This window comes from Agromyces sp. P1_H4 (assembly GCF_056405255.1).
Genome location: NZ_JBFUCL010000452.1, coordinates 1 through 2,340 on the forward strand (window position 1 = coordinate 1; position 2,340 = coordinate 2,340).

Sequence of the window (2,340 nt, forward strand, 5' to 3'; positions counted from 1 at the left end):
GCCGTGCGCGCGTTCGCCCACGAGCGCCCGGCCGGCTACCGCCTCATCTTCGGCCCCGGTGCCGAGCTCCGGCTCACCGACACCGCGCTCGCCGAGGCGAGCGGGGCGGTGCTCCGCGTCGCGGGCGACCTGGCCGGCGACGAGCATCGGCTCGATGCGGCGCGCACCATCACGGCCTGGGCCAACGGCTTCGTCAGCATGGAACTCGCGGGCGCGTTCCGGCTGGGCGGCGACGTCGACCGGGCGTTCGAGTTCGGCATCGCACGCCTCGCCGCCGCGCTGGCCCTCGGCCGCTGAGTCCGTCGAGCCCTGCTTGCCATTGCGGTGAGCGGACACTAGCATCGAATTCAGTTAGTGCACACTAACTGTGAGCCCACGAGGCACGGTCGCAGAGAGGCGCGGATGGTCATGCTCATGAGCACGCATCGGAGCCGAGCCCGATGAGGATCGTCGTCCTCGTGAAGGAGGTTCCCGACACGTACGGCGAGCGCAGGCTCGACCTCGAGACGGGGCTCGCCGATCGCGCCGCGAGCGAAGCCGTGCTCGACGAGATCAGCGAGCGCGCGCTCGAAGTGGCACTCGCCTACGCCGACTCGCACGACGACGTCGAGGTCGTCGTCATGTCGATGGCCGCCGAGCGTGCGGTGCCGACGATCCGCAAGGGGCTGGCGATGGGAGCGGCTTYGGCCGTGCACATCAGCGACCCCGGTCTGGCGGGTGCAGACCTCGGCCTGACCGCGCGCACGCTCGCCGCGGCGATCCGACGCACCGGCTTCGACCTCGTCATCGCGGGCAACGTGTCGACCGATGGCAGTGGCGGCGTCATCCCCGCCATGCTGGCGGAGCTGCTCGGCGTCCCGAACGCGACCGCCCTCTCGTCGGTCGAGATCGCGGCCGACTCGGTGGCGGGAACGCGCGACGTGGATGGCGGCACCATGCGCGTGCGCGCCGGGCTTCCCGCCGTCATCTCGATCACCGAGGCGCTTCCCGATGCGCGCTTCCCCAACTTCAAGGGCATCATGGCCGCGAAGAAGAAGCCGTTCGAGACGCTGGGTGCCGCGGACCTCGGCATCGAACCGCACGACCTCTCGGTGGCGATGTCGATCATGACCGCCATCGCCGAGAAGCCCCCGCGTTCGGCGGGCGTCAAGATCACCGATGACGGCGACGGCGGCATCAGGATCGCCGAGTTCCTCATCGAGAACCGACTGGTCTGAGAGGACGATCGTGACCGACCACCCCCCAGCCCCGATCCTGGTGCTGCTCGAGACCACTCCGAACGGCGACCTCGCGACGAGCGCGGCAGGCCTCCTCGGGGCCGCCTCCCGTATCGGCGTGCCTGTCGCGCTCATCGTCGCCGCGCCGGGTCGGCCGCAGGAGCTCGCCGAGCAGGCGGCTGCCGCCGGCGCGGACCGGGTCCTCGTCGTCGAGACCGGCGCACTCGCGAACGAGCTGACGATCCCGCACGTCGACGCGCTCGCCGCGGCCGCCGCCGCCGTCACGCCCGAGGCCGTGCTCATCTCGAACTCGGTCGGCGGGCGTGACATCGCCGCCCGCTTCGCCGCCCGCACGGGCGCTCCGATCGCCGTCGACGTCGTCGGTGTCTCGCGCGACGCCGAGGGCATCCTCGCCCACCACTCCGTGTACGGCGGTGCCTACGACGTCGTCTCCGCGGCGACGTTCGGTCCGCTCGTGGTGACCGTGCGGCAGGGTGCCGTCGATGCGCGGGCGGAGGCACGTCCCGTGGTGCTCGAGCCGCTCGACGCGGCGCCGTCGGGCGCGGCATCCGCGACCATCGAGTCGTTCGAGCCCGCCGCCGAGACGTCGAGCCGACCCGAGCTGCGCGGAGCGAAGCGGGTGGTCTCCGGTGGTCGGGGCCTCGGCTCGGCCGAGCAGTTCGCACTCGTCGACGAGCTCGCCGATGCGCTCGGGGCTGCGGTCGGCGCCTCACGGGCCGCGGTCGATGCGGGCTACATCCCGGCGGCGCACCAGGTCGGGCAGACCGGGGTGTCGGTGTCGCCGCAGTTGTATGTCGCCCTCGGCATCTCGGGTGCGATCCAGCACCGCGCCGGCATGCAGACGGCCAAGAACATCGTCGCCGTGAACAAGGACCCCGACGCGCCGATCTTCGAGGTCGCCGACTTCGGCGTCGTCGGCGACGTCTTCACGGTGGTCCCGCAGCTGATCAGCGCGCTCGCCGAGCGGAAGCGGTGACCGGTGGTCGCCGACACGCGGAACCTGCGCAGGGGACTGCCTCGCCAGCGCGGCGGTGACGCGTGGCCTCCAGTCCACGAGGCGCCGGGCGAACCCGTCCGCTCGTCGACGCACGCGCCCTCGGCC

Annotated in this window: 3 protein-coding genes; all 3 read left to right on the forward strand. The window is 72.2% G+C overall.

All coding sequences use genetic code 11. The features are described from left to right. The coding region (locus tag AC1DY2_RS18750; RefSeq protein ID WP_476763786.1) for a TetR-like C-terminal domain-containing protein at positions 1-297 on the forward strand (297 nt) is incomplete at its 5' end. A 143-nt stretch (positions 298-440) separates the two neighbouring features. Beyond that, entirely contained in the window at positions 441-1,217 is a 777-nt protein-coding gene (locus AC1DY2_RS18755; protein WP_476763787.1) for an electron transfer flavoprotein subunit beta/FixA family protein, read from the forward strand. Positions 1,218-1,227: 10 nt separating this feature from the next. Beyond that, positions 1,228-2,214: an electron transfer flavoprotein subunit alpha/FixB family protein gene (locus AC1DY2_RS18760; RefSeq protein WP_476763788.1), complete on the forward strand. Its 987-nt coding sequence runs from the start codon at positions 1,228-1,230 to the stop codon at positions 2,212-2,214. Positions 2,215-2,340: the final 126 nt, after the last annotated feature.